General features: G+C 35.2%; 32 protein-coding genes. 4 read left to right on the top strand and 28 right to left on the bottom strand.

All coding sequences use genetic code 11. The features are described 5' to 3' along the window. Window positions 1-87 precede the first annotated feature (87 nt). The 4 genes from ACVWXS_RS04650 to ACVWXS_RS04665 form a co-directional block, all read right to left on the bottom strand. Window positions 88-702, bottom strand: coding sequence for a histidine phosphatase family protein (locus ACVWXS_RS04650; protein WP_456956457.1), 615 nt, complete (start codon window positions 700-702; stop codon window positions 88-90). Window positions 703-731: 29 nt separating this feature from the next. Continuing rightward, window positions 732-1,154 (bottom strand): DUF3995 domain-containing protein, encoded by a 423-nt coding sequence (locus ACVWXS_RS04655; protein WP_456956459.1) that lies wholly within the window; start codon window positions 1,152-1,154, stop codon window positions 732-734. 91 nt (window positions 1,155-1,245) lie between these two features. Next, complete coding sequence (locus tag ACVWXS_RS04660; RefSeq protein ID WP_456956461.1) at window positions 1,246-1,770, bottom strand: TetR/AcrR family transcriptional regulator; 525 nt, start codon at window positions 1,768-1,770, stop codon at window positions 1,246-1,248. 263 nt (window positions 1,771-2,033) lie between these two features. Beyond that, window positions 2,034-3,722, bottom strand: a complete 1,689-nt coding sequence (locus ACVWXS_RS04665) for an AAA family ATPase (RefSeq protein WP_456956463.1) — start codon at window positions 3,720-3,722, stop codon at window positions 2,034-2,036. Window positions 3,723-3,815: 93 nt separating this feature from the next. Between ACVWXS_RS04665 and ACVWXS_RS04670 the strand changes: the two genes are divergently transcribed. Then, window positions 3,816-4,244 carry a hypothetical protein gene (locus ACVWXS_RS04670; protein ID WP_456956465.1) on the top strand — a complete coding sequence of 143 codons (429 nt, stop codon included), beginning with the start codon at window positions 3,816-3,818 and terminating at the stop codon, window positions 4,242-4,244. Window positions 4,245-4,348: 104 nt separating this feature from the next. Here the strand turns inward: ACVWXS_RS04670 and ACVWXS_RS04675 are convergent, their stop codons facing one another. After that, on the bottom strand, window positions 4,349-5,326 hold the full coding sequence (locus ACVWXS_RS04675) for a helix-turn-helix transcriptional regulator (protein ID WP_374966427.1): 978 nt from the start codon (window positions 5,324-5,326) through the stop codon (window positions 4,349-4,351). A gap of 409 nt (window positions 5,327-5,735) precedes the next feature. Here ACVWXS_RS04675 and ACVWXS_RS04680 point away from each other — a divergent pair, with 409 nt between their 5' ends. Further along, window positions 5,736-6,515: a DUF4085 family protein gene (locus ACVWXS_RS04680; RefSeq protein ID WP_456956467.1), complete on the top strand. Its 780-nt coding sequence runs from the start codon at window positions 5,736-5,738 to the stop codon at window positions 6,513-6,515. A gap of 320 nt (window positions 6,516-6,835) precedes the next feature. Here ACVWXS_RS04680 and ACVWXS_RS04685 read toward each other — a convergent pair whose 3' ends face one another. Both ACVWXS_RS04685 and ACVWXS_RS04690 read right to left on the bottom strand, forming a co-directional pair. Beyond that, the gene (locus ACVWXS_RS04685) at window positions 6,836-7,315 is read right to left on the bottom strand and encodes a nucleoside 2-deoxyribosyltransferase (RefSeq protein WP_427500445.1); all 480 of its coding nucleotides are present in this window, start codon (window positions 7,313-7,315) and stop codon (window positions 6,836-6,838) included. A 161-nt stretch (window positions 7,316-7,476) separates the two neighbouring features. Continuing rightward, the gene (locus ACVWXS_RS04690) at window positions 7,477-7,761 is read right to left on the bottom strand and encodes a GNAT family N-acetyltransferase (RefSeq protein WP_456956470.1); all 285 of its coding nucleotides are present in this window, start codon (window positions 7,759-7,761) and stop codon (window positions 7,477-7,479) included. 291 nt (window positions 7,762-8,052) lie between these two features. Between ACVWXS_RS04690 and ACVWXS_RS04695 the strand changes: the two genes are divergently transcribed. Continuing rightward, entirely contained in the window at window positions 8,053-9,210 is a 1,158-nt protein-coding gene (locus ACVWXS_RS04695; RefSeq protein WP_456956472.1) for an immunity 26/phosphotriesterase HocA family protein, read from the top strand. Between the two features lie 35 nt (window positions 9,211-9,245). Here ACVWXS_RS04695 and ACVWXS_RS04700 read toward each other — a convergent pair whose 3' ends face one another. Next, window positions 9,246-9,719 (bottom strand): hypothetical protein, encoded by a 474-nt coding sequence (locus ACVWXS_RS04700; protein WP_456956474.1) that lies wholly within the window; start codon window positions 9,717-9,719, stop codon window positions 9,246-9,248. A 52-nt stretch (window positions 9,720-9,771) separates the two neighbouring features. Between ACVWXS_RS04700 and ACVWXS_RS04705 the strand changes: the two genes are divergently transcribed. Beyond that, a complete protein-coding gene (locus tag ACVWXS_RS04705) occupies window positions 9,772-10,476 on the top strand; it encodes a hypothetical protein (RefSeq protein ID WP_456956476.1) in 705 nt (234 codons plus the stop codon). 147 nt (window positions 10,477-10,623) lie between these two features. Here ACVWXS_RS04705 and ACVWXS_RS04710 read toward each other — a convergent pair whose 3' ends face one another. From ACVWXS_RS04710 to ACVWXS_RS04805, 20 genes are all read right to left on the bottom strand, one after another. Next, complete coding sequence (locus tag ACVWXS_RS04710; RefSeq protein ID WP_456956478.1) at window positions 10,624-11,019, bottom strand: DUF4259 domain-containing protein; 396 nt, start codon at window positions 11,017-11,019, stop codon at window positions 10,624-10,626. 125 nt (window positions 11,020-11,144) lie between these two features. After that, the gene (locus ACVWXS_RS04715; protein WP_456956480.1) at window positions 11,145-11,987 is read right to left on the bottom strand and encodes a metallophosphoesterase family protein; all 843 of its coding nucleotides are present in this window, start codon (window positions 11,985-11,987) and stop codon (window positions 11,145-11,147) included. Between the two features lie 27 nt (window positions 11,988-12,014). Continuing rightward, entirely contained in the window at window positions 12,015-12,812 is a 798-nt protein-coding gene (locus ACVWXS_RS04720) for a hypothetical protein (protein ID WP_456956482.1), read from the bottom strand. A 73-nt stretch (window positions 12,813-12,885) separates the two neighbouring features. Then, window positions 12,886-13,539, bottom strand: a complete 654-nt coding sequence (locus ACVWXS_RS04725) for a hypothetical protein (protein ID WP_456956484.1) — start codon at window positions 13,537-13,539, stop codon at window positions 12,886-12,888. 91 nt (window positions 13,540-13,630) lie between these two features. Next, window positions 13,631-14,332, bottom strand: a complete 702-nt coding sequence (locus tag ACVWXS_RS04730; RefSeq protein ID WP_456956486.1) for a DUF4274 domain-containing protein — start codon at window positions 14,330-14,332, stop codon at window positions 13,631-13,633. Window positions 14,333-14,416: 84 nt separating this feature from the next. Continuing rightward, window positions 14,417-15,478: a suppressor of fused domain protein gene (locus tag ACVWXS_RS04735; RefSeq protein WP_456956488.1), complete on the bottom strand. Its 1,062-nt coding sequence runs from the start codon at window positions 15,476-15,478 to the stop codon at window positions 14,417-14,419. 37 nt (window positions 15,479-15,515) lie between these two features. Then, a complete protein-coding gene (locus tag ACVWXS_RS04740; protein WP_456956490.1) occupies window positions 15,516-16,316 on the bottom strand; it encodes a hypothetical protein in 801 nt (266 codons plus the stop codon). Window positions 16,317-16,706: 390 nt separating this feature from the next. Then, on the bottom strand, window positions 16,707-17,291 hold the full coding sequence (locus ACVWXS_RS04745) for a hypothetical protein (protein WP_368635045.1): 585 nt from the start codon (window positions 17,289-17,291) through the stop codon (window positions 16,707-16,709). A gap of 402 nt (window positions 17,292-17,693) precedes the next feature. Next, window positions 17,694-18,470, bottom strand: coding sequence for a MerR family transcriptional regulator (locus ACVWXS_RS04750; protein ID WP_456956493.1), 777 nt, complete (start codon window positions 18,468-18,470; stop codon window positions 17,694-17,696). Between the two features lie 21 nt (window positions 18,471-18,491). Beyond that, a complete protein-coding gene (locus ACVWXS_RS04755) occupies window positions 18,492-18,830 on the bottom strand; it encodes a DUF4870 domain-containing protein (protein WP_456956495.1) in 339 nt (112 codons plus the stop codon). Between the two features lie 710 nt (window positions 18,831-19,540). After that, window positions 19,541-19,825, bottom strand: coding sequence for a hypothetical protein (locus ACVWXS_RS04760; RefSeq protein WP_456956497.1), 285 nt, complete (start codon window positions 19,823-19,825; stop codon window positions 19,541-19,543). After that, window positions 19,825-20,121 carry a DUF2089 family protein gene (locus tag ACVWXS_RS04765; protein WP_068984527.1) on the bottom strand — a complete coding sequence of 99 codons (297 nt, stop codon included), beginning with the start codon at window positions 20,119-20,121 and terminating at the stop codon, window positions 19,825-19,827. The genes ACVWXS_RS04760 and ACVWXS_RS04765 overlap by 1 nt, the downstream gene beginning before the upstream one ends. 990 nt (window positions 20,122-21,111) lie before the next feature. Further along, entirely contained in the window at window positions 21,112-21,438 is a 327-nt protein-coding gene (locus ACVWXS_RS04770; RefSeq protein WP_456956499.1) for a DUF5713 family protein, read from the bottom strand. A gap of 72 nt (window positions 21,439-21,510) precedes the next feature. Continuing rightward, the gene (locus tag ACVWXS_RS04775) at window positions 21,511-21,969 is read right to left on the bottom strand and encodes a hypothetical protein (RefSeq protein ID WP_402985607.1); all 459 of its coding nucleotides are present in this window, start codon (window positions 21,967-21,969) and stop codon (window positions 21,511-21,513) included. 59 nt (window positions 21,970-22,028) lie between these two features. Beyond that, on the bottom strand, window positions 22,029-22,556 hold the full coding sequence (locus ACVWXS_RS04780; RefSeq protein WP_456956502.1) for a DUF4303 domain-containing protein: 528 nt from the start codon (window positions 22,554-22,556) through the stop codon (window positions 22,029-22,031). 226 nt (window positions 22,557-22,782) lie between these two features. Then, the gene (locus ACVWXS_RS04785; protein WP_456956504.1) at window positions 22,783-23,286 is read right to left on the bottom strand and encodes a DUF6630 family protein; all 504 of its coding nucleotides are present in this window, start codon (window positions 23,284-23,286) and stop codon (window positions 22,783-22,785) included. 70 nt (window positions 23,287-23,356) lie between these two features. Next, a complete protein-coding gene (locus ACVWXS_RS04790) occupies window positions 23,357-24,211 on the bottom strand; it encodes a hypothetical protein (protein ID WP_456956506.1) in 855 nt (284 codons plus the stop codon). A gap of 87 nt (window positions 24,212-24,298) precedes the next feature. Next, the gene (locus ACVWXS_RS04795; RefSeq protein WP_456956508.1) at window positions 24,299-24,691 is read right to left on the bottom strand and encodes a DUF4240 domain-containing protein; all 393 of its coding nucleotides are present in this window, start codon (window positions 24,689-24,691) and stop codon (window positions 24,299-24,301) included. A gap of 482 nt (window positions 24,692-25,173) precedes the next feature. Then, a complete protein-coding gene (locus ACVWXS_RS04800; RefSeq protein ID WP_456956510.1) occupies window positions 25,174-25,692 on the bottom strand; it encodes a hypothetical protein in 519 nt (172 codons plus the stop codon). Between the two features lie 227 nt (window positions 25,693-25,919). Next, complete coding sequence (locus ACVWXS_RS04805; protein ID WP_456956512.1) at window positions 25,920-26,225, bottom strand: hypothetical protein; 306 nt, start codon at window positions 26,223-26,225, stop codon at window positions 25,920-25,922. Window positions 26,226-26,366: the final 141 nt, after the last annotated feature.

Consider the following 26,366-nt stretch of genomic DNA (forward strand, 5'->3'; position numbering starts at 1 on the left):
AAAAACGCCTCCCACACATTATAATAGGAGGCATTTCTGAATATTCCTGTAGGAGATTTATGAAGAAATTCTTAAGAATTGATTTTTTCATTCATAAAAATCATCGAAATCTGAACAAATTCTCGTGATTGTTTTATTCGCTAATTTAAAAAATACATCCTGAGATACTTCTAGCTTCAGTGCATCTTCCTTTTTTAGATCAACGTATACGCCACGTAAGATGCGACCTGTTAGACCATGTGAAATAGCAATAACTTTCGGTATATGTTGAATGTCTTCTAGCCAAGCACTTAGTCTTCTCACTACCGAGTCATAGGCTTCTCCTTGAGGAGCATTAAAATACCAGTTATACACGTCTGTGTTATGAAAAAGGTTTGGCCAAGAACTTTCTATTTCTTTCGTTGTTAACCCAGCCCATTGCCCCACAGCAACCTCAGTTAAACGATCATCTTTTTTAACATTCTTCAAATCAAATCCAATTGTTTCACAAATTATTTCAGTACTTTGCATGGCTCTTCCTAATGGACTCGACACAATTTTCCATTCGTTAGGATCGCCAATCAAACATTTCAGCATTAGAGCGTTTCGCTGAACTTGGTGTATACCAAATTCTGTTAACGGAGAATCCAACTCTCCTTGATATCGTCCTTGTGTATTGTATTCAGTTTCACCATGACGAAGTAAGTATATCGTTTGATTCAATGTTGCTTCCCCCCTAATTATTACTACTATTAAAATAACAGAATAATATAGACAAATCCCAAAAACAAACATAATGGACTATAGAACCAAGTATCATATCTAGCAAACTGCGAATGTTTAATGTTTTTGAAAAACCCAACATACTTAAAATCACCAATTGCCCTAAATATGAAAACGAAAGCACAAACAATACTTCCAATTTTAGATAAATTATTTGTTTGGAACTCCTGCAAATAACCTGCTTGCACAACAATTATGACACTAGCCAGTAGAATGAGAATAGCTACGATTAATGTTCCCCATTTCCTCGGGGTAAAGGCAGGTTTCTGCTCCCCCTCTTTTACAGGAATAGCAACAGCAGAACCCCAACGACCTCCAAAAGCCCAATAAATATGCAACAAACTGATTAACCACAGAAGCCCTAAAGCTAATAATATTAATAATAATTTCATTCGTTCGCCCCCCATGTCATAAGTTCAAACAAAACATACACTACCGTATGTTATAGTAAAAAATTTTGTCCCTTCAGGTTTTATAACCCTATTAGGGACGTTTATTATCGAATGTTAAAAGCTCAACCATTTTATCAATATCAAAATTAGGATTTGCTTCGAACCTTGTCATCCATCCTACATACGTTAAATAGGCAAGTCTCGCTCGATCAATGGATTCAGTCTCGTTTATGCCGATTTTTTGATACAATTTTGCAACACAAGAAATTCTCTGTTCTTCAATATCCACTAATCGCGCTGCCACAACAGGGTCATATTTAGCCCAAGTATAAATGCCAATTTCCATTTTTTTATCTCGATTAAAACTAATCTGTAGTAGCTGTTCTAATGATGCATCCTGTTGCTCCATACTTTGAACAATTAGCTTTGTTGTATGCATTTCCCAATAGTCGAGCATAGAATCTAACAGCTCTTGATGATCACGAAAATAGTGATAGAAGCTCCCTTTGCTTATTTTTAGCAATCGAGCAAGTGCTTCAATGCGAACTTTATGTATTCCTTCTTCAGCTAATTGTTGTAATCCTGCTTTTATCCAATCTTCCCTCGTTAATTGCATGTCATCTCTCCAATAAAATACGGTAGCGTATGTTTTACGTTAGATTACAATTATTTTCATTTTTTGTCAATTATTCATTCTGATTATTTTTATGAACTTTAATGTTATTGTTAATCGTAACATTGATCGTTATCACCCTTGGTAAAATACAAGCACATAGTAAAATTATTGACACAAGTTTTTTCATTATTCATCCTCTTTTCTTATTTCTTTGTGAACCATGGCCAAGGTAACTTAAAAACCTTGGCCATGGTTCACAACAACTAGAATGTATTATCAAATAGATTTTCTGTTATGCCCAGTAAAATATCTTCCTCTTTAAATTCCATTAATTCCTCTTTCGTAATATTCTCCTGTTGAATGAGGCGGTTGGATTGAATGGTCACAAGCTTTTCAAATAAGTTTCGGATATAACGACCGTTTGAGAAATTTGGAATCGACTCGACTGGAATTTGATGTAACTGGTCCTTCATATGGTGTGCAAATGCTTCACCATATTGATAATCATTATTTTTACATAGCATGGCGAAAATATCATAAAGCTCATCCGTGCTAAAATTATCGAATTTGACAAAATGATTGAAGCGTGATTTAAACCCTGGATTGGCAAGCAAAAATTCCTCCATGAGCTCTGTATAACCAGCAACGATGATCACTAAATCATCACGTAAATCTTCCATCGCCTTTAAAAGGCTATCAATCGCTTCTTTCCCAAATGCGTCCTGTTTATCATTAATTAGTGAATAGGCCTCATCAATAAAAAGCACGCCACCCTTTGCTTTACTCACGACTTCCTGGACCTTTAATGCCGTCTGACCAACATATCCTGCTACTAAGCCCGCACGATCTGTTTCCACAAAATGCCCGCTTGAAAGTACGCCAAGATGCTTATATAGTTGACCTATTATACGCGCCACTGTTGTTTTTCCTGTGCCTGGATTCCCAGAAAACACAAGATGATAGGTTATCGGGAAGCTTGTTAAGCCATGGTCGACACGCAAGCTTTGAATTTTAATGAAGTTAATAAGATTATGTAATTCCTTCTTGGCATTAGGAAGCCCCACAAGCCCATCCAGCTGCTTTTGTAGTTTCTTAATCTCTCGCTCAATTTCTGGTGTTATTCGTAAACGTTCACCATTGATAAATTCACCACTATAAATAATCTTCCCTGCTTCATTAAAATAATCTCCACGACCATGCTTTTCGCCATTTACAAGTTCCCCGATATAACAAGCCTGTCCATTAGCATAATAAAGCGTACCATGTCCTGTCATCGCATCCTCTTTAAATTGACCCTCCGCTTCGAGCTCACCTAGTCTAGAATAGATTTTTCCTTTTCCATGCTTCATATCCTCAAAGAAATAGCCTTCATACTGAAGTGTTGTTACACCATTTGCAAGCTCCTCGGCACTTGGCGACTCAGGTGCATAGTAAAGCCTTCCTGCTCCTTGCATATGGTGCCAAATAAAATCACCTTCATATTGTAAAAAACCACTAGGATAATATTGCTTCCCCTTGCCTTTTTTCATGCCATGGACAAAATCACCCTCAAATAGTGGCTGATTTAAATGTGGATGCTGTGTACGAAGCTCTTTAAATGGGGTAATAACATCTTCCTCAAAATACAAAATTCCGTAACCATCCATTAAATCATTGCGAAAATGTCCCTCGTAATAGACCTTTCCGTCCTTATATAAAATTCCATTCCCTTGTTTTTTATTTTGAATAAATTCGCCCTGAAATATCATTTGTCCTTTTAAATACATGATTCCGTTACCTTGCTTCATATGATTGGCGAATTCACCCTCGAATAATAATTCACCTTCCTGGTCAAATATCGTCCCCTTTCCATCATAAATGTCATGTCCAAAGTCGTTCTTCTTCACACCGCCACGATACATTAATGTACCATTTGGATAAAATATCTCTTTTTCTTCATATTTATGTGTCATTTGATTGCCATCCTTTATCAATTCAGTATATGCTCAATTATAGTGTGGAAAATAATTCATATGTGCAATTTTTTAGAATTTAAGGAGTTTAACATGAAAAAAAGATACAAAATACTAATTGCGATCCTATTACCTCTTATCATTTTATTTGTTTCAACATTGCTACTAACTCGCGATTCAACTTTTGATGAAGAGGTTATTGAACGACTTGATATCAAGGAAATTAAGGAAATTGAAGTAATTCGAGCTTCGGATGAAAAAACAATCACGATTACAGATACGAATAAAATCAATCAAATTATGCAACAATTTGATGCCCAGCCACTTCGCAAAGTATATTTTGCTAATGCGGATTATGATGAGGCTTATTGGTTAACGTTACATATTAACGATAATCGTGAGATTGGCTTACGTTTGGATGACGCAAAGCATCTATTTGTTTATTTATATGAGGAAAACTATATGAAAGATTATGAGCTTTTAGGGGATTTAAATACGACCTTTATTGAGGAACTTTTTTAAGAACTATAAATACCATACCAATGGTAAAAATCCGCTTCAAGTCTACGCGGATTTTTACCATTTACATAGGAAGCTTCTAGCATACTTATGGACTGTCCGAATGTTTATATATAGCGATAGTTTTGCTGCATCGATTGAATCGTTTCAATGATCTCTTCTCTAAGCTCAATTGGCTCTAACACCTCTATGTTTGCTCCTTGGCTCAGCAGCCACATTTTAATGCCACGTCCAAAAACTTCTGCTTCAAATAAACATTGTCCATCTTTCTTGGATACTATTTTTGCAGTTGGTAAGCGATCTAATACAGCCTGCGGAGAAGCTCCTTTAAAGACAAATTTTATACGCATCAGCTCGCCAGCATGCATAAACTGGATGCGTTTACGAAACTCTCCTTCTTGAAAACGTTCGGCATAAGGTATTTGAAACTTTTGATTGAGCTCAAGAAAATGTTGTATACGGTCGACTCTATAGACAATGGGCGAATCCTTTTCATGTTTATTATCATAAGCAATTAAATAAAAGTAGTATTCTGAGAAAATAACGGCGAGCGGTTTTAAAATCTTTTCTCTAGGAATTGTTTCACATTCACGCAAATAATCAATTTTAATGATTTTCTTTTTTTGAACGGCCTCTGAAAGACCCCAAATTAAATGTAATAAAGATTTTTTATGATTTAAATCTACGTACAAATGTTTTTCATTTAAAATAATATTGTGAATAAACTCCTGTTTATCGGCTGCAACAATCGAAATAAGTTTATCTATAATATCACTCATTTCTGATTTTAGAAGGGCTCTAGATTCAATCAAAATTTTGACAATCGCCAACACTTGCTCTTTTGATAAAATACTTTTCCCTGTATTCGTCAGCCTGTACACTTTTTCTACTCGCACATATTCTAAATGGCAATCTAATTTAGCTTTATCAATATAATCTCGAATTTCATTCAAATCTCGTTGTATGGTTTTTTCACCAACATTATGTGTAAATGCTTCTTGTTTTTTGTTAATTCCTTGACCATCCATCAGTCTGTCAAACATCGAAATGACACGATAGCCTTTATTCTGTTGTGAATCCACCATATATCCCACTCTTTCTTCATAGTTACTTCCCCATTATACAAAATGAGTTGGACACTATTAGTCCTTTTAACTATGGAATTTCTATATTATAGGTATAATTGGTACTATACTAATTTATCAACAAAACACCATTAAACAGACTAAACATACTATATTTTTGTTATAATTAACTTTAATTTTACAATTAACCCTACACAATGACCAGGAATATTGGAGGGCAATGATATTCATCTTTCATTAGTTCACCAGGTGAAGGTGTAAGTTGATATCAGTTCTAAATTTATCAAAACCTAAAAGGGAAGACTCCAATAATTGATTTCAATTATCTTTTCAAAAAAGAGTTTCTATTAAAATACAAGAGCCAAAGAGGATGCTAACCTTAAACCATTAGAGAGACGAGGATAATAAAATGAAATATTTTACTAAAGAATGGTATGAACTATGTCAAAAAACAAGTTTCCACCTACAATTAGAGGAAGAAAAGCAAACTGAAACATTTTCAGAAGAATATTTTCAACAACTTTATCACACCGAGTTAGATAGTTGGCTTAATTTACAAGAAGAAATTGCTCATATAATGGAAGCCACCGAAACAGTAAATACAGACGGTAATAACGAATATGAACCTTTTAATAGAGAACAGGCAATAGAACATTTTCATGATGGTTTCATCTATGATCAAGAGCGTTTGAAAAAGGAATTACCAGAAACTACATTAAAACAGATAGCTGATATACGGGTATTCGCTTTAAATAAAGCAACTCGTACGGTTATTAACGCTGTAACTAAATTTTGTGAGGAAAATAATAGGTCTGTAACAGCCACAAGTGAGAAATATAGAAGATATATGAGAGCAGCCTCTAATACACTTGATAAAGATATTATTGAGAAGTTTAGATTTCACGATTGTACGATTATAAAATCTGTTCAGAATGACATGTCCTTAACATTACTCCTTGATAATACAGGTGGATTTACAGATATAGATGAAGTTACTTTTGAAAATTTTAATATAATAAAGCAAGATGATTTATTGGAAGATGCATGGTGGCTGTATGAGGAAGTATATAAAGTAAATGACAAATATGAGTTTCACATCTTGCTTCAAAATGGAGAGATGGGATTAATCGACTTTATTATTTCAGCGGATCAAGTTTCCTTTAAAAGTAACAAAAAAATTCATTTTTAATTCCCCGACTATAGGGATCGCCTTTTACTAATCTCATTAAACTACCATGATAGAATGAAATTATTTTTCCCTCTCTGTGGTGAAGTCTTGTTTTCATGTAGGGCTAGCGGGGGTGTTTTTATAATTTGTGGAAAAATCCTTGACCATTTTGTTTTTCAACATTAGTAAGGGCTCCAATCTCGTTGATTGAAGCCCTTATCGGATTATTCCTCTATTCTTACTGCTGTTCCGTATGCTAATACTTCTGATGTGCCATCCATGAAGCGCCAACCATATTATGAAACCTTGCCACAATATCTGTTATTGAGCATACAAAACTTCTATTTTTTATATTTTTGAACGGCTTGGACAGCTTCTTCAATGGAAGATGTAATGATTCCATTACGTTTAATCAAGCCTATGACAAATAAATTGCGATAAACAAATTGATTTTCCATTCCGTCACGTACAAGTGCCTCGATTTTCATCATATTGTCTCGACCTTGTTGACGAACATCTGTAAATACGCCAACGATTGGTCGATTCAGCATCGCAAATGCACCTATCTCCGCTGCTACACCCGAATCAATCTCAACACCATCTAAAACGGCTACTAATACATCACTATTTTGTAGCATCTCTAAATCCGCTTGTGCAATCGCCAAACTATCTGCGTATGCGGTTTTATCATTGATCGCATCATTCTCCTGTGGTACATATAATTCAATACCTGGCACTGCCTCTCTAATTGCCGCAGCAAGTTGTTCGTTGACTAAACGATCTCCTAAAGAAAATAATCCATTTGCTAAATATGCTTTCATGATAAAACTCCTATTCCAATATTTTTTTCAAACACTATCTTATGTCGACCTTTATGATCAACAAATGTTGAAACAATGTCAAATCCATGTTTAAGGTTTGTGATAAGCATTTCCTTTCGCTCATTTCTACCATATGTACGAACTTTTTTAAAGCCAAGAATCTATAAATGTTCATGCTGCCGTCTCATTAACTGACTTGCAATTCCTTGACCACGTTGCGTTTCATGGACACCACCTAACCAGCTATAAAAAACACCATCAGGATGAGTGTAGCCTAGTTTAAAACCTATTATATCCTCGTTCTTTACGGCTAATAAACAAATTAACCCTTCTTTACTTTCCAGTTTTTCTAGTGGTAGATTGGCTCCATCAAATACATGTGCATGAATATCCTGCAATTGCTTCAACCAATCAAATGGTACACCGTCAATTGTAACGATATGCATTTGTATCACCCCTATCTGTATAGTCGTTAATTATAGCAGAAAAGGTTTAACTACAAAGTTGAACATTGCATATTCATTCTAGTTTTCTGCAAAAAAGTTTTCATCAAAAGTTAAACTCATAGTGCTGAGGGGTTATTCTTAGTTTATTTTTCCTACCTTGCCCTCCTGCGATCATTCTAAATAATCAAAATTAACTATTTTATGGATATTTTTATATTATATATTTTCGTTTCAAGTCGCATTAAGTATACTTGACATAATCACGTTTGATTAATAAAAGGAGGTAATTTTATGACACCATTAAACAGTTGGCTAACAAATAAGCTTCGTCCTTATTTCGGATTACATCCCATTGAAGAGCATTGGAGGACAATGGAAATCCGAAATGATTATTACATTTGCATGGACGGTGATATCATTAAAAAACGTATCTTCGTTAATGAGCAAGCTTATCAAGAAGCAGATGTAGAGATTACGACAAGAAATTGTGAAGTAATTCTCCCTCAAACTGCCCGCGGTAAAGAGAAAAAAATGAATTATACCAATATTTCCAGTGTTAAAGCGAGCGGGGTTGTTTTTTCTGCTGGCGTGCGTACCGAGGACCAGCCATCCAGCTACATTACCGCTCGCAATATGAAAACCTTTTTTGAACTGCCACTGGCCAACATGAAGAATTTAACAAGCAAAGAGGAAATCGTTGAGTGGCTACATCAGTATCCTTCAAATTTGCCTCCAGACTATGATCTACACCTAGAAAAGCTCACAAGGAAAAAAAGCTTGCGCTATAAAGCTGTTCCAGGAGATATTTTCCGAGTTGAAATTGATTTATTCACAGACGGCTTTGTGCTTGTTATCGGAGATTTACGCCAAATGCAAAAAGATGGTCTGTTTTCGAAAGATAGCCTATGGAACGATGTCATGACGATGCCACTTTTTATTCGACCTTATCTGTTTAAAACAACAAATCGTTTCCAAAGTATTGAGGATATTACATCAGTCCAATTATCTGAACAAACCTTGATTGTAATGGACGATCTATTTATGCGCGGTGGCTATGAAAAAGTTGGACACAAAACGCTAACTGAAACCGATATTCTCCTGCCACTTGGTTACGGTATAAGCATCGATTATGGAAAAGAAGAGCGCTACCGTCTTTCCTGGGGCACAGGAACAATTAGCAAGTCGGAACAAGAAACTTCTTTTAAGTCGGGTAGCAGTTATTCTAATTACGACGTACATGCAGGCATCGATGTCGAGTGCTTTGATACTTCTTCTCAGTCTCGTTCACTGGATAATCCGTTATACGCAAAGGAGCGTAAACAGGCACTGGAGGAATTTGGCTTTCCAAAGGATATTACATATGATGAATTCAACCGTCAAACAGGTGGGCTCACTAGGCTGGAGTATTTAGATTACTTATCGAAAAAATATGCCCGCTCCCGTAAATAAAAAATTTATATGCACATGTAGTCAGGACAATTATCTTAAACTAGGTACCTTTTGATTTGCTGATTAAATACCTTTTTATAATAAATTTTACGTGGATAACGTTCTTCTTTCAGTACCTCGTAAAGAACACATTGACCTTCCTTGTAGAATACGGTAACATCTTCGCATTCATCATAAAGGTGCCGTGATAATTGTTTTACTGATTCAATAGCTTCTTTTCCACTGATTCTCCATCCGAATCTAATCATATCGCTCTGGTCCAATGCGTCTCGATAAGTATCAAAAACAATACACGTATCTGGCTCATGTTTATTGGAAAACACTAGTACATGACCAGTATGTACAGGCTGGTTAAGATAACGTTCGTAAATATCCTCGATTGGTGCACGAATACCAATAGCATCCATAATCGCTTTAAAGTTCGGGTGAGGTATGTATTCATCTTTCCATTCGTCGGGATAATGAACTAGTTCTGAAATCGATGTCATAATCCAAAATTCATAATTCAAAATAAATCTCTCCTTTTCCAATTAATAAAACAGAATGAAATGGTGATTAATAATGTACGTTAACCGTATAGCTTTTCCATGTTCGGCATGTAATGAAATACCTGAGAAAATAAAATTAAACAAAAATAATTTCGAAATCGTAGGATTTGAGGAAGGAATTGAATGGTCCGATTTTCAAGCCAACAATTTGCCTTCTCTTGATGAAAAAATATGGGCACGATCAAGTAATCCTCCTCTCAAAGGAAGCAGAAGAATCGTATTAGCTCACTATCCGTTTCAGATGACAGTAGGTGAAAACTTTTGGATGTTGTTTATGCCTTCCCTCTCATACTTTAACGGATGGGAAGAGCATCCTAGTGAAATCGATTCCTCAGCATTTGTTCAATGTTGCTTTGAGCAGATTTTGTCTAGAAATGAGGAGTGCGCATGGATTGAAATCAGAATTCTGGATGTTGTTCTCTTAAAAGAAGCTTGCGATGTTTGGTCTGATTCAGACGATACTGGTTGCATGGACTCTTTTCATATGTTTAGAGATATTCATATGATCCATTTCAACGAATGGCTAATGTTTAGCGCAAATATACAAGGCGATTTAGGAACTTGGGCTCTAATTAAAAAGAAAAATGAACGCCACCATCTTATTGCATTAGGAGAATGGGGGTTTCATTACAACATCGTATATGGCGGAAATAAAATCATCTCTGAAGACGAGTTAAATAAGCTAATGCAAAGTTCTGTTCCCTTGTTGGAAAAGTAAAGAGCTTTTCTTCCCTTGATCACTATAAGATTTCAAGGGAGGAAATTAGCACTATGTTGGGTACCCATACCAATGTCATTTAAGAGAATGGATCATTTCCTTTTCAACTCTATTGATTAGAAACTCTAAGTTAGATTTCCATTCAGTCTAACATTCTGATTCACGCCACAATTCAACGATTTCCCTAATACCATCAGCATCTGGAAATTCATCTCTAATATCTGTTAAATATCTTACTATAAACTTCAATGATTCTTCATCCGCATTTATGGAGTGTATTTTTTCAAATTCGTCTTCAGCGTCATATAATTTCCCTGTATCAAGATACGTAACATAGAGCTCTGCAAGCGCCATTGCACTTATATCGAAAAAGAAATCTACTTCATTGAAGCTTTCTCCAAAAAACCCCTCTTGTTTCATCGCATTAATAACCTCAGACAGCTCCATCTGATTTGATTGTAAAGTATGTATATAGTCCTCTAAAAAATCGACTACATCCAAGCCCTCATCACTTTCTAATGGTTTGTATCCCCATGCCCCCATATTAAGACTCCTTTCATATTTAAAATATCAGGTGTGTTGATTAACCATTTCTAAAAACTATGAGAGAAACAGCTAGGATCATATACATTATGGGGTTGCTCACTCAATTGTGAATTATTTCTAAACTAGTGTGGAGCTGTAAAGATAAAAGCACGTCCATCCGCATTTAAAATCTGTAGCCCGTTATTCGTTTCAACCAATGGTGTATCCCAATGAACATGTCCACAGCAGACCAAAAGCTCAGCAGAGTTCTGTAGTTCTTTCCAAATATGTGGATTTCCAGGTAGACCTTGTGAGCTAATCTTCGGACTTTCATGAAGTAGCAGGATGTCAGGAACTTGCCTTAAAATGTGTCGAAGTCTTGCTAAATAATCGTCTTCTTCCATTCGATTTGGTTTATCTACTCTACCAATAATTCCTCCGAGTCCTGCTACTGCAAGATTAGCGTACATCATCTTCCCTCCATCCGAAAAGTAATGAATACCTGTGGTAGAACCCAATTCAGCTTGTTCCTCATTTGTTAATAGATCATGATTCCCAGCTACTCCCGTGACGAATCCAAAATAATTTCTAAAAGCACTCCATACAGGCAAAGGATTTCCACTAGCACCCCTTTTGGTTAGATCAGTATACAAGTCTCCACATAAACACACCATCACCTTAGCTGGGTCCAAATCTGACAAATGGATTTGGAACAAAAGGGAAAGCACTTCCGCAAGTTCCTCACCTAGTAACTTTGGTGCTTCTTCCACCTGCTCTTGCTTATAATCCACGATGCCTTGTAAATCAGATGCAATAATTAGGGCATCTAGCTCCTCTGGCAATCCAAGTATCTCTCCCCAATAAACGGGAAGCAATTCAGAAGAAATCCCTGTTCCCTTTGATGTTGCGGTAACGTATGGTATTTTCTCTAAAGGCTTCCTAGCAATATCAACAATTTTCAATGCTCTTTTAGTATGTTTTTTCATTTAAATACATCACTCTTAAAGTTCCCCTTACAAATAAGTGCCAAAGTAATGTTTCATCTTTTCTTGCGAATAACCGTCTATACCTCTCCAGGTTGCCATTGACATAAAATCGGTACCCCGTCCACGCTCCTTACGGTAATCATCCTTAGATTCTAGTAAACCGATATATCCCCAAATCTCCAGCACTACGTCACGTTCATGCTGATTCGACGGTAAAATATCCTTCCAACGTTTCTCAAGCTGTCGAGCTGCATCTTTATCTTCACAAGATTCAACAGCCTCAATCATCCGCTTCAATATGTCCACATCTTCCTCACTAACTGTAAACATCTGTTCTTTGCTAAGACATTCAAGATCCAACAGACAATAAACCAGCCAGTTTAAACGAACGCCTCCCCACTTTACACGCTCGAAATTCAGTACATTCAAATCTTCGTCAATATAAGTTTCATCTGACATCAATTTGTGGTCATTGCAATACCCACAGGCACTGTAAGATGGCTGTTCTGCTAACCATTCATAGTATGTATGTTCAGGCAATTTATGCGTGAGGGCCCAACTTGACAGAGCACTGCGTAAATGAACTTTACGAGTAGATAAACTATGTAAAAATGCTTGCACTACAATTTCCTTCGTAATGACTTCTTGATGAAGTTGCCGAAGTCTTTTTACGCATTCACCATGTGTCAGCGTTAGTGGATCAAACATTAGTCCATGATTTTTGGCATACTGGAAATCTTCATCTGTAAACGTATATCCTCCTTGCCTCCAACCGCCTGATTGCCAAAATGTATTAAACAGAATTTTCTTTGCTTTGCGATCCATTCATATCCCTCTTTTCATTGGTTCAAAACTCAAAAAGCGCTCTATTATCTTTCATTTGCTCATTTTTACAACTTCAACACTGAAGCTCTTTAGCCTTTTTCAAATAACCATACGCTTCTTTCAGCGGTAACTGCAGCATGTCAGCAATTTCTTTGATCGACATTCCACGCTTGCTCATTATCAGCACTTGCTTAGTCAATTCAGCTTCCATGCCTCGGGCCGCTTGAAAAGCAGGGTTCAATAGAGACTCCCATAAATCTTTGTCGGCATATTCATCTGCTGTTACAATCTCTTCAATTATTCGTTCAAGCTCCATACACGTTATTTTCCATGTCGATTGATTATCATTTTTCTGAGCAATTAGCTGTAGAAACCGCTGTAGAGCTAATTGAAACTTTAAAACTGAACCAGCCAAATAACTGCCTGCATCCCAGTCTCCCATACCATGCATGAGAACAGCTACTGGTTGCCCAGGTTCGGCAGTCTCTATAATCATTGGATCGCCTGTCAGTTTCATATGCCCAATCACAAGCCAATCAGCCTGCCATGACCCCTCTTCATCATGAATAAGAGAGTTCCCTTCCAGATCAATGCTATATCCTAACTGCTCACGTTCTAAATATTCTGGATCAAACATTTCAACATCGATCCATGCTGCAAGTTGCTCACTTACCATCTTCAATTGTTTTAACTGCTCAAAAAGCTCAGCATCCAATCTCATATTCACAAATCACCTACATTTAATCAATTTTATAGCATTAATCCCTTGCCCCATTCATGCCTATACAAATCTTTCTCTTTTTGAACACTAGATGCGATTATTTAACAGATTGACTTTTCTTCGCCAGCTCCTCTGCTAGTCTTCTCCAAGAATATTTCCACGAGGACTTCGCCAATTCTTCTTCATCTTGTTCCAGCCAATAATCGCCATCCAGCAGCTCATACATGTCAAGTAGGGTAATCTCTGCACAAGTTGGATTTTCAAAAGCTGCAATCATCGGCTCTGGTCCGTCATCCCAGTTATAGCCGTTAACAACTGCGTGCAGTAGTACCGGAGAAGAAAGTTTTCTGATCATATTACTCATCTTATCGAGCGATTCTTCATATAAAATATTATCTACTTTGCGTTGTTCTTCAGAATCTAACGTGAGTCGGATAGCCCCTTTGGTATTCAGCAATAAATCAGCAATGACATTGTTTATTCTTGCTGCGTTCCAAGCTGTCGCCAAAATACCTTTAGGGGAATTCAACTCCACTCCATACTCAAGTAGTAGCTTAATTACCTCTACTTGCTTGAACTTGACCGCTTTCTTTAAGACCGTATCTCCTAACTTATCTACCGCCTCTAACTCTACGTTTCTCTCAAGGAGAAGTTTAATCCCTTCAAACGGCATTCGATTCGTGACAAAAAGCATTATAGGCGTTCTTCCCCTTGCATCCCGTTCATTCGGATCAAGCTGATTCACGCCTGCACGAACAATTTCAATATCTTTAGATTGACTAACTTCTAACCAGTCCATTTGTCTCCCCTTACCTGTCAATCATTGATGAAAAAATCTCCCGCACAAATTAAATCTACTAGCGGGAGACCATTCTCTTCATATTTATCCGATTGTTTCTACAACGTTTCCTTCCTGATCTTTAATGTAGGTTTTCATTATTTGGAACGAAAGCCCCGTTATAGAAGATAATTCGAATTCTTTTTCCTGCGGTATCAAGCTTTGGCCAAGTTCCATAGCGGCCCTTTCATTCAACGAAATGATAATATCCTGATCCTCTACACGGAACTCGGATTTTTCCCCTGGTTTAAATACAACTCGAATTTCCCGACCAACGAGAGTGAGGTTTTTTCCTTTTAAAATTCTGCCGCGCAGTAGTTTGCCAATGATTCCTGCCTGCTTTGCCCCTAGCATGACTTTATCAGGATGTTTGCTGAACCATCCCTTTTTCCCTTGTTCCCATGCCAGTTGGTCCACGAATAAAAAGCCGGTGTTCGAGCCTTCTTCATTCATTCCTTTTTCTACTGCTTCTGCAATTGATGAAATCTGTAAAAGAGATGCCCGATCTAAATCAGTAACGTAGCTTGGGATATACGCTAGACCTGCATTTAGCACACCTAATGTATTCCATGTTTGCATCGCTTCAAGCTCATCACCTGTAATACCTACCATTTGAATAAACTCCACTTGTCCATTTGGTGTATTAATAGCAGGCAACTCAGGATCAAAAATAAAGGCAAGAGCCGTTAAAAGCGTGTCTTCACCTAGGCAGATTGGACCGTTTGCATCCAAATAATCACCAGATTTAAAAACATTGCCACTATTAAAAACATATCTTCCCATGTTTTGTAGCAAATTCAACACCCAAGCTGGTGGCTCCTCCTCATCTTCATTACGCGCAAGACGAAATGTTAGCTCAAACCCATATCCACTGTAGTCAGCATCCTCTGATTCTTTTTCATATAACTCAGAAAACCCATATGTTACAAAATGCCAGTGCGGAACTGGTGTCTCACTTTTATAAGCGCTGATTCCTTGCAGTGGATCGTCGCCTCCTAATGAATATGGAAGAATGGTTCCATAATGCTTTGGCTCCTGTTCCCCGTAAATTTTTAATAACTCCTCATCAATTGCGTCCCAGCCAGTTGCCTTTACCTCTTCGCTCATCAATAACGCCTCCTATGTATTTTTAAAATTTTTTGTTTTAAGGTAATTTACGAATTCGTTTTTTTGATCTTTCAGGCTGCCAGGCTACTAAAATTCCTATTTCACCTAATGCCATATTAACAGCCGTCAGATGCTCGTCCTTCACTTCCCATATCCAGCGATCTTTGCCGAGTAGACGAAGTACTCCTCGCTCTTTGTCATCATGGATCCAATCGAGCAATGTTTGATGAACTACTTTGATTTGCAAATGCTTCCCATTTAACACATTGTATGAATACACCATTCTCAGCATACTTGTCGTATATCGCCCAAGACCGGCATACATTCCAGGCGCTTCTTTTTGAAAAGCAAAGCCATTCTCAAACGGGAACATAGATGTGCAATTTTCTCCCGCTGCATAATGCAATGCAGCTGTGATTTTTTCTGCTGTATATACAATGCCATATGGAACATGAAATGGCTTCACTACTTTATTAAGCCAATCAGTTATTGCCCCGTAAACCTCTTCAATGTTCCCGTCACAATGTGCTCCTATATGCGGAAAATTACCATATTCACCAGTTTGATAGGTAAAAGCGGCATCCCAGGGTAATCCACCTCGTAAATCACTGTAAATCCAGTAAGAAGTAACCTTTCCATTTATAATTCGCTCTTCTAGTTCCTCTATAGGCACCTCAAAAAGATCATGATCCCCTTCATGATCCCCATCACTTAAATACTCGTAATAGCTAGCTCCTGTAATAGGCATTCCAATGGCAGCAAAAAAAGATGTTCCAATGTGAAAAGCGGCCAATGGACTACTATCACTCGTGTCGTAAAGCGCAACACCTGTACACAAATGTATTACCTCCTTCATAAAAATGAAAAATGCTTAACTACGGAGGATTTCTCGTTATGTATATCTTTCATATGATTAATTAAAGCATGGTTTCCCCCTAGAATTCTACTAATTAAACATTGATTTACACATTAAAGAGAATATTACCCATTCCATTACCTCAATATTATAACGGAATAGGTTTAATTTCATGTATTCGTTAGCGGACATCTGGTAAATAAGTGCGATTCAAGGGTATAACCACTTAAAGGAAAAATGTTCACTTAGCGATATGAGGTAAAATGCTAGTGAGATTATAAAGAGGTAAGCCCCGGTAGATGTTAGAATTTTGCTAATCTCTCCGAGGCTTTTTTGAAAGCGAGGTAAAAAATAAGGTTAATGATGTAAGTTTTATCCATATAACATGGCTGGTGCACGAACACCTTGTAAATAGTCTGCAAGCTTCCCAGCATATACTTTTTCTAAATAGGGTAATTGTGCGATACAATGTGGTGTCATTAATGCTGGGTTTTGATAAATTTTCAAACCACCAACCTTTAAAAGCATCGCCACAAATTGTGAGCAAAAATAGGCACGCTCTCTTCGAACCTCCTTTTGCATGACAACCCCAAAGAGTCCAATAAAATTATATTTATAGCGATCTCGATTACAATACATATAACGTACAAATTTCATCATTTCTAAGTATTGATAATGTGAAACTCTGCAACGATAAATGACACAATCTGCTGTCTCAAACAATCCTCTTTCTGCATCTTCTCGCAAAAAACCGCCGCTTAGAGGATTATTTAGCTGCTTACGTCCAAAGCTATACATGTCGAAAAGCTCCTCATCGAACGCAATAGATGCATGATTCATCTCTTTCCCAGTATACATTCCAATAGCTTTTGATAATAATGTTCCTGTTTTTGTTAATACTATGTAAATGGTGTATGCCATTTCTTCACCTACTTCAATATTCTTTACTACTACCAATACGGATTAAATCTTCAAATAGTTTCGTAAATTCCATTTTTTTATAAGTATATAATTCAAATCTTAATTTTTTCCTCTATAGAAACTTAAAAATTTCTTAATTTTTTTGTATTTTTAATCTACTAACTCAGGAATCAATGTTTGCATGCCTTTTATTTTTCTACTACCTTTATTTATATGTCTTGAATCTTAATCTTATGTGGTGCACAGATGGGGTGTGAATGATTTTTTACTGGGGGAGTTGGGTATAAAAAATATCCTATCAGGCATGTAACTTAATCAGATAGCTACGGTAGATATTTATAAATTAAAGAAAGTCACTCATTATTTTTTCAAAAAATGAGTGACTTCTTCATATTAGCAATTTTTCAACTTGTGTTTTCAATGCAGGATTGTCATATCTTAATTCTTCATCGTTTCCTGAGTGTTGCTACAATTATTTTGATAAATTTTTATCGATTCTTTTAAAAATATTTGTTCTTTTTCTGTAAAAGGATTCGGAAATTTGAATGATTCTGTGGATGGTAGTTTTTCTTCAATCAAATCTAACTTTCCTTTCAAGGTTTCATTCATAAGTACTAAAAGTGTTCCAACAGTTTCTTGGGATTCTTTAGAAGAAGGTATGGCTTCAGTGAGCGTTAAATGTTTAATTTCAAATAATACCTTTGTCCATTTTTTATCTAAATCGATTTCTTCGGATTTATTTATATTAAATAATTCATCAGTTATATCTTGTGAAAAGTGTTCTTTAAACCATGTTTCAGTATTTTCAGCAAATATTAATTTTTGTAGCATCGCACAAAATATGTCGATATTGATAACTTCCTCATCTTTTACTGTTTCAATAAGATGATTTAAATCAGATAATGTATTAATAATTTCAAGTTTTTTTGCTTCAAATAACTGTTTTTGATCGATTAGAGATTTTAAGATCACTTCGCCTTTAACAGTATTTTTTTGAAGCATGTCTTTAATTTCTTTTAGCGACAAACCGAGGAACTGTAATGACTTAATGTTTTGTAGAATAGTTAAATCCTCATTTGAATAAAGTCTATGTCCACCCTCTGTATAATCACTTGGCTTAAGTAGGTCTATACTGTCATAATATCGAAGTGTCCTAATACTAACACCAGACTTTTGCACAAGTTCACCTATCGTAAATATACCTTTTCCCGACAAATTATTCTCTCCTCTATTCACTTAATGATTGACTTTAAAGTAACGGATAACGGGATAAGAAAACTTTTTTCCATTGAAAGTATAAATTGCTGCAATTACGATTAATATTGTTTCAAGTATAATAAGGACAAAAGAAAGGGTAGAAGCTGCACTCCATTTTTCGGAAATAAAAGTTAATAACAAAAATACTGGGAAGAAAGTAAAATGAAGATTCATCCCTTCTTTTGCATGATCAGCAAAATATTTATTCTTATTCCTTGTTACTAAGTATACCAATATAGGTAAAACAAAAGTTAGTACTAGCGAGAACAGATGCATTAAACTTGCCAATCCTCGGTTCAATAAACTCTCTTTTTTCATCGTGCTGTTCCTCCAATATCATTATTTGATTGTTTACCTTTTAAAGTAAGTAACCAAATTCATCATAAAAGGTGACGTTACTGGAGATTCAAGGATAAATGATAATTTTTTTCAGATGTGTTGATTAACCATTTTTATACATTCGAAGAGGCTGATTTCCGTTACGGGCTACTCGCTTTCCTGCGGGCGAGCGTCGAGCCGCTTCCTCCGCTTGTGTCGCTGCCGCTACGTTAGCACTCACGCTTTCGCACAGAAAACATCCGCTCCGTGCAGGGTCTCGTCTGTCTCGCTTTCCCGCGGGAGTCGAGTAGCCCTACACTACAATCAGTTAAAAGGGTAATATATTGGCAAAGTGGTAACAAAAAAATCTTTTCATCGCTCAATAATAAACCTATTTTTCCCTAATCAACACGCCTGAATTTTTTTATTAAACTCTCAAATAACAGAATTAGCGTTTGGGTTTTAGTGATTTGTATCTATCTTTCGGTGATTAATTTTTATAAACTCAGATGTGTTTATTGCTGTCGCCAGACTGATGGTAAAAAATCCTGATGTTTCATTTGGACTTCAATCATCTAATTGTATAATTTTTGTTATTCAACACTCACTAGATGAAAATAAAAAAGACAAGATACGGAACTGCCCCCCATTGCTAGACAAATCTAACAAAGGGTGCAGTTTAGCATCTTGGTCTTAGTCATTACTACCGATTATAAGTCAAAAGCTTTCATCTTTTCTAATTCTCTCTGTCTTTTACTAGCTAAAATTTTTCTGCCACTCATCCAATATCCTACTAAAAATAGTTCACCGACAATTGCAAATAAAATGAACTGCATCATAGACCATTCAAATATCCCGTAAAACTGTACACTTATTAGCGTTGCTATGTATATAATTGGTAACAAACCTCCCCAATACACATTATTTCTAGTAGATAAAAAATGTTGCACTGCAAAAACAATTAAAATTAATAGTAATCTATACCAATCGCTCACTATTTTTGTACCTCCATTTTATATTTTTCAATTATTAATTTAGCGTCCTCTAAGCTAATTCGATCATCAATTGACAGCCTCTTTATAAAACTTATGAATTCTTCATTTTCAGAACTCTCATTCACATTAATTTTATTTATCAGCTTATCTAACCGAATTCTTACAGTAGGATAGGAAACGTTATAATATTTCGCTATCTCTTTCAATGAACCTGAATTTATTACAAAATTTTTAATAAACTCCACATCTTCCTTTTCTAAAGATAAAAGCCAACTTGGAATTTCATTATTATTCAAATTACCCCTCCTTCACATTATTTAACTTTACTTCATCATTATTTTTAACTTTATTCAACTTTTATTTAATTTTATTTATTTTTTTTAAAAAGAATACTTCATTCTTTGCTAATAACATCGCTCAGAATCGTCATGTACAATCCTAGGATCCGCTCCATTGTTCCACTTAATGCGATGCTTGTACCATCCAGCTTTTTTCATCACCCAATGTAATAAAGTTTTCCATTTACAAAAAAGAGCAGATACTCATATTTAATCGAGTACTGCTCCTTTTTTGCTTACTTCTAAATTATAAATATCTATTTTATACTTACTTTTTATTTTAATTTTATTTCTCAGGCAATTCACTATATAAACATAACATTCGAAGCATAATAATAGTAGTGTAAAGCAATTCAGCTTTGCACCTTCCGATTTGTTGGCTGGGGTCACTCTGGTCCAGTGACCCTTTTTAATTTTCACCTCATTCCATATCATGCGTACGAAATTTATAGACTGTGAAAACTTATTTTTACCTTCTTCTTTTGCTTCTCTTAATGCATATGCTATTTCTTCAAGTTCAAATTTATCACGTTCTAACTACATTTTCCCCTGTAGTGTCTCTTGAACATAACTGGTAGAAGGAATTAGATTTTTATACCAAGGTTTAATAATAAAGGGGCAGAAAAACGTTAGAGCGGCAAATTTATAGCTATTATCTCTACATAATATCGATTCTTTTTCCTGTGCTTTTTCATCCAAAATAGCTGTTGTTATTTTTAGTTTGCCTTAATATATGTTATAATTCCTTTACTGACTAACCTATGTAAGACAAAAACCAATTTTAAGCTGTAGCGATACCGTACGCTACAGCTTTTCTTTTGAAGGATGTTAAAAAATAGCATTCATAAATTGACTTTAAAGGGATTTCTCTTGACTACATTTTTGTTTTATTTACACTCTTGTTATGCCCTAACAAGAGTTTCTAAACAAAATATATACGAACTTAATTCACCATTCGCGTTCTCTAATAGCTTCTTCAATATCGATATCCAGCTCAAAATATTGTAAAATTTCTTCTACAGTTGTACCAATTGAATCACGTGCAACCGTTTCAATTTCACTATCATTTTGATCAAACTCATCTTGTAGTTCATTGATAGCTAGCGTCATCTCATCTAACTTTTCCTGAATCTCTTCTATTGTATAAGTGTTCTCCTCAATAAAATGAACTACTTTAACAATATGTAATTTAAGTTTATCCACTAAAAATGTTGGAAAATAAGGATCTTCGTACATATCCACTAAATATTTGAATTCAGAATTAAGTTTCTTCACAATGTTTCCTCCTCGTTGTTGATGTAATCAGTAGTAGAATACCACATTTCTTCTACTATTTTAAAACTATCTTTATTTATCAAGATCTACAGACCAATCAACCTCTTCATTAAACCAATTACACAATTTTGTTGAACCATTATCCATTTTCAAAGGGATTTCTCTTGCCCACATTTTAATATCACTTATGAACATCTCTTTTTCAAGCCCTTCAAAATTGTGTTTTTCTAACGCCCTGTTTAGAAACTCTAAAAATAGATTCCCCAAATGATACCGTTGCTCTACTTTATACATTTTTTCATATTCTTCTACCGTAACTGCCATATCGATTGTCAAATAGTTATCTTTTTTAGTATATCGAATAAATGACTTTCTTCCATAGGATTCAGGTAAGCATCTAAAGGCTATTCCGATCGAAACATCGACATTCCTATATTTTGAATTTATATTAGATTCCAATGCGTGTATTAATTCACTAGCTAATTCACCAACTCTTGCACCTGCAGTGTCTGTAACTATTGAAAAATCCATTTAACGCACTCCTCCATTTTTATTCCCGTAGGTTATAAAGATTCCAACTACAAAAAATACTATTCTTCTGCAGCTTCATTAAGCCAATCCAAAATATTTTCTCTTTTATTTAGACGTAATGCTCTGATTGTGTTTGTTTCATCAGGAGGCATCACCTCAACGTTCACATACACTTTACTTCTTGGTTGATTTAAAGAAAACATTTCTTTTTTATCTAATTTTTCCAAAGCTAAAACCATAGCTTCTAATCTAAAGTCTATTTCTTTAAACCATTTAATTTCATCAGTATAGTCAAGTAAACGCTCATTAAATAGTTTTCTTACAGTTTCAAAATTCTCGCAACCAAAATTCCAATATGGTGAATCTGCATAGGACCATTTTATTAAATCTGCATCTTCCATTGAATATTTTTTTGCGACATTCTCCGATGCTTCCCAAGACCATGCTGAAATAGCTGGTGCAACAGCCTCCCCTGTGGTCACCAGTGCACAATAATAATAAATTTCTTTGTTTTGAAATAAATTTAAAAAGGATTTTTCTGTAGCGCGCGCTATTTCATCAACTAATAATTTTATATCTTTATCCATCTACATTTCCCCTTTTTCACTTTGAATTCGTCATATTGAAGACGCTTTAATACTTCAGCATGAAAAGTACCTCTTTGAATATATCCCAGTGGGAGCTCTTGATTTCACCGCAAGTGCCATATTTTCAACTATTGCAAAGGGTTTACCACATTCCATCTACTTATCGTATTTCAAATGTTTAAAAAGGAATTTACACCAAACTCAATCCACAATGAGGCTCGCTACTTCAAAATGAATCTTGAATTCTATATCCCGCTTCTTGTGCCAACTTCTCAATTTCATCGATGTCAGATGATGGAACAGTGATCAGAACGTAACAGTCACTTTCAATATCTAAACATGCCAACGATATTCCCTTTTCCTTTAATTTTTTGGAAACTTCATTTAAAAACTCAGACGTTGGCAGCTCATCAAATTCTCCATCTTCAAACTCTTCCCAGCTTACGCACTCCATTTTTTTCCTATCCAATAATTCGTCAACAACATCGCAAATGTATAACCCTGTTTCTTTCCAATCGATTTCATATGCTAAATCTTGTTCAAGAAGTGCATCCACTAAAGAAATCCATGCCATTTGTTCAATCGGACTATCTATTCCTCTTTCATCAAGTCGGTCTTTGAACTTCTCGAAATAGGCTTCTGGCTTTTCTATAGCTAATGAAACCTCTGAATAAATTTGTTCTTCCGCATCACATGAAAGCTTTTGCACAAGTAATAACATTGCATTCATACAATTACTCCTTTTCCACCTAACAGTTTAAGGTATCTCATATTCTTTTAAATTTCACAATCAAATGCCTTTAACGTATAATTCGTTGTGCATCCGGTACTTTTTCATTTTGAATGACGAATTGCAATACTTCATCCTCTTCAAATTTGTACCCAGGTTTATCCTTTGGAATTTCTGCCAGGGGTGTTTGAAGCAAAGGATGCCCTATATTAGGTGTGGCTAGTCCCTCTTTTTCTCTTATTAATTGAATACAATAATAATCGTAAGGAATACAGTCGAATGATAAAATTTCACTTGATTTATCTGGTGTGTCGCTTAGGCTATAGATGTGAAAATCACATAGTTCATAAAGATGCTCTCCAAAATCATTTGTATTGTTCCAACTGCGCATTAATTTTTGGTAGACATGATCTTCTGGTAAAATATTAAACAATTCAGGCATTTCCCCAGTTTTCCAATAATGATATAGGCATGTCATAAAAACATGATGTGTCTTATTCTCAGAATAAAAATCTCGATCTTTCGTGATCATATTAGTTGCATATTTGTATGTTAGCTCAGCAATATCTTCATAACCCCATAATAAAGAAAGCCCAATCAGTCCTCCTATTTCCCTGTCCGATACATTTCTTTCACTTGGATTGCTTTTGATGATTTGATTTAACCAAAAAAGTTGCTGCTCTAATAAAATCCATGCTGATGCTTCTCCATTTAGTATTCTATTTTTTGCATTCATTTCAAGATGTACACCTATTAATAAACCTAAGCTCTCAGCTAAACAATTTCGTTCATTTTTTTGAATTAAGTCCTTCATTTCCTTCATTCGATCATCTAGTATTTCTTTCACTTCTTCGTCTGAAACCACTCTTTTTTTGTAATCTTTCATCACTCGATTAAAGTACTTCCAATACTTGTTGGTACGCATATTTCCACCTCTTTTTGATGTCCATTCAACAATAAAAAATTGATTTTAAGGTTTATTTTATTGTCATCTAATTTGACAGATTAAATGTTAATATACCTCCGTTGACTCGCCGAACTTTTCAATACATATTTCATCTGCGATACCAAATAGAATTTCACAATTTTCAGCTGTAAAAGGGATTTTCTCAGGATTATTAAGTATCTCTGCATAGTATTTCTTCCCTCTACTTACTACCAAATAACTTACATCTTCAATTCCATCCTCTGACTCTTCTATATAATTCAAAAATGGTTCGTCTTGTAATACAGCTGCCGCATCTAAAAATTGTTCCTGAAACTTTATAATACTCGCTTGATCCATTTCTCTTAATATTTCTCTTAATGTATCCGCATTTTGATTTGCGTTCCTAATAATATCCCAAAACCAATCGCTTACAATGTCACTGATTTCTTCTGATAAAATAAAATTAAAATTTCCCATAATATACTCCATTTGGTTTTTCTTAATATTACCATTTTTCCGCAAACAAAATCACCTTTTCCATCCCAATCATGATTTTTACAAGTTTTCCTGATAGTCTAGTAGATAGCACTACTTGACCTAGTCTTCTGAGTCTACAATTTGTGTTATCCAAAGCCATAATGTCCTATTAGTATCTTCCTTTCAGCATTGCTAATTAGTATCGGAATTGTTGATCCCACTAGTTTATTACTTTGATTTTATTCCAATCTCTGCATAGCAAAAAAACACCTAGAACAATTGAAAGTTCTAGGTGTTTTTTTGGAATTGAATCGATTCAATTCAGAAGGTACTAATAGAATAAAGTACTATAATCATTTCTGCACAGTATTTAAAAATCACTGCTTCCATCTAGCTCACTTGCACTTACTTACTTACTTACTACTACAAAACTTTTATTAATTGTTTTCGTCAAGGAAAGCACGTATTTTCATTAAAATATTTTATTTTGTCTCAGTTCTTACTTTTGCACCCAACGTCATAAAATAGTCAGCTAAAATTAAAGTATTTTCCCCATATCCCTCAGCTATAAGAAACTCATAACTATTTAATCGGCTTCGTATTTCATCGAATGATAGACCCATTTCTTTTTTTATTGCTAAAATCACTTTTGATTTATTTTCACCTGGATCATCAAGATACACAAAATATTTTTTTACTTTTTCTTTAATTCGTTGCTCAATTGGAGAGAAATTTTCTTTTGATTTTGCAATAGGAAGGAATTCGCAGATATTTTTAATTTCCTCATTCGTTAATTTAATTTTCCATTCCTTCTCCATTACTTCATAAAAATTAGATTGATATTCTCCACTTTTATAGTACCTATCATCATGTTTATCAAGCCACACAGCTAAAAAATAGTCGAACTTTTCCAGTGAATCTACTAAGAGTTTTGGGGAAAATTCTCCTCCAATATAATCATAATAAATTGGAGTTTCAACTTTACTTATATCTGCAATCACTGGATTCCCATTTCATTTTTAGAAATCGAATGAGCTAGGTAATTCATTTTTTACAGCCCCCCACGGTGGTTTTCTATCATTGCTTGGCAATCAATTAGTCGGTCGTAGTTGCATTGCCATAACATTTATATGGCCTCTCTCACCATATAAATGTTCATATATCCTTCAACATAGCCTTATATGGTATAACTCTCTGTAATTCGAAACTAAAAATATGGTTCTACACTTTATTCAAATAGCATCTCAGCCAATCTAGATATTTCGTGAACTGCATCTTCAAATAGCTCTTCTTCTTCTTTAGTGTACTTGCCCTCGTGAAAATAAAAATAATTACTTATATCTACAAAGCATAAGGCGAGTTTTTTAGGAACTTCAGATTGATCTTTATATTCTTCAATCAGTTTTGTCATTGCTTCAATTAAGAGTTTATAGCTTTCTTGGTTTAATCCTTCCCCCGCTCGTAACTCCACCAGTATTGATTGATCACCAATTGTGTAATCATAAACTACATTAAGTGCCTCATCTATACTCATTGACTTCTCCCCCTTTATTGATATTATGTAATCGCTGAAGCTGGTACTTGATTTTGAACTAATCCTTCTTTTGATTTTATAGCAGGTCTACTCAACAAAACTTTTAACTGTTTCTGACTATATCTTTTCATAAACATTTCT

The organism is Lysinibacillus sp. TE18511 (genome assembly GCF_054062295.1).